This is a genomic window from Streptomyces solincola, assembly GCF_002982015.1.
GTDB lineage: Bacteria > Actinomycetota > Actinomycetes > Streptomycetales > Streptomycetaceae > Streptomyces > Streptomyces solincola.
The window spans coordinates 1-1,800 of sequence record NZ_PVLV01000601.1 but is presented as its reverse complement, the minus strand read 5'-3'; the positions used below and the strand labels follow the sequence as shown (position 1 = coordinate 1,800).

The following is a 1,800-nucleotide window of genomic DNA, read 5'->3' as shown; positions in this document are numbered from 1 at the left end:
GGCAGGCAGGCCGCTGCCCGGGGGAGTCGGTCGCCGTCTGACGGGCACACGGTCGGTGTGACCCGAGCCCACACCTCCGGCCGTGACCGTGCGCTGGCAGCCCGCGCCGCCCGCGCCGACACTGGTCTGATGCGCCCCGCAACAGCGACGGCAGCGGCCGTCACCACCCTCGTCGGGGCCGGCGCGGCCGCCGTCGCGGCCGGCCGGTACGCCGGCGGGGCCGCCCTCAAGGCCACCGTCGGCCCGCTGCCGGGCGAGCCCCGGCTCACCGTGCACGCCACCGCGGCCGGCCAGATCACCCTCACCCGCGACCTCGCCTCGCTGCGCCCCGGCGCCTACGGGCTCGCCGGACCCGGCGGGGTCCACGCGGTCGTCGGCCCGGTGCTGGAGGACGTGGAGCACTCCGCCGACACGGCCGTACGCCGACTGGAGCGGGTCACCGGCGGCGCCCTGGACACCGGGGCGCGGGTCCGGTTCACCCCCGCGCTGCACACCGGCGACCCGGGCTCCGCGCTCGGCCTGGACCACCGGGACGTCGAGATCCCCGGCGAGCTGGGCCCGCTCCCCGCCTGGCTGGTGCCCGCCCTCCGCTCCACCTGGGTGATCGCCGTGCACGGCCTCGGGTCCACCCGCGAGCAGACCATGAACCTCATGCCCTGCTGGCAGCGCATGCGCCTGCCCGTCCTCGCCCTCGCCTACCGCGGCGACCCCGGCGCGCCCCGTCCGCCCGGCGGCCTCGGCCACCTCGGCGACTCCGAGTGGCGCGACCTGGACGCCGCCATCCGCTACGCCATGACCTCCGGCGCCGACCGCGTCGTCCTGCACGGCTGGTCCACCGGCGCCGCGATGGCCCTGCACGCCGCCGACCGCTCCGAGCTGCGCGAGTTCATCAGCGGCCTGGTGCTGGACTCCCCGGTCCTCGACTGGGAGACCACGCTGCGCGCCCTGGCCGGCGCCCGCCGCGTCCCCTCCGCCCTGCTGCCGCTCGCCGTCCGGGCCGCCAAGGGCTCCACCGGCGTGCACGGCGACCGGCTCGCCGAGGCGGCCGCCCCCGACGGGCTGAGCGTGCCCACCCTCCTCTTCCACGGCCCCGCCGACCGGCTCGCCCCCTGGAGCTTCAGCCGCGACCTGGCCGCCCGCCGACCCGACCTGGTCACCCTGCACACCGTCCCCGACGCCCCGCACTCCGCCATGTGGAACGCCGACCCGGCCCGCTACGAGGAGACCCTGCGCCGCTTCCTCGTACCTCTGGTCTGAGGCACGCCGGGGCGCCTCCCGGCCGCGCCCCGTGGCCGGGCGGACGCGGCGCGTTTGGGCTTTCGGGCCGTCAGCGGGAACACTGCTCCTGTGACGTCTCGAAAGCCTGATGAGCAACTGGCGCGCAACTCCAGACTCCGACTCGTCCGTCCGCGGCCCCTGACCACGGCCCGGCGGGCCGTGACCACCCGGCGCACCCGCCCGGTCCCCCGGCCGCCGGAGGGCACCCCGGCACCCGCCGAACTGGCCCGCCAGGCCCGCGCGGTGCTCCACGACGCCGTACGCATCGCCCGCTGGGCGGCCGTCGAGCGCGACCGCCCGGCCCGCGGCGACGCCCCCGAGGCCACCGCGACCCAGCGGGCCGCCGAGGCCCTGCACCTGACCCCGGAGCAGGTCCGGGCCGGCTGGGACCGCGCCCGCCTCGCCGGACTGGTCGAGCTGCACGGCGACACCGCCCGCCCCGGCTGGCGGCTGCGCGCCTGGGACCGCGACGACTCCGCCGTGCTGCGCGGCTGGGTCGCCCTCTTCCTGTCGCTTATACCC

The 1,800-nt window shown here is 78.4% G+C and carries 1 protein-coding gene and 1 pseudogene; both read left to right on the top strand.

Annotated elements, in window-relative coordinates; all coding sequences use genetic code 11:
- The first annotated feature begins 129 nt into the window (after nt 1-129).
- Nucleotides 130-1,257, top strand: coding sequence for an alpha/beta hydrolase (locus C6N75_RS28045; protein ID WP_105871660.1), 1,128 nt, complete (start codon nt 130-132; stop codon nt 1,255-1,257).
- Between the two features lie 90 nt (nt 1,258-1,347).
- A pseudogene (locus C6N75_RS28040) lies at nt 1,348-1,800 on the top strand (hypothetical protein); the annotation flags it as partial.

Coding starts and splice junctions, on each gene's coding strand:
- C6N75_RS28045 (WP_105871660.1), top strand. CDS start 130: ATGCGCCCCGCAACAGCGACGGCAGCGGCCGTCACCACCCTCGTCGGG.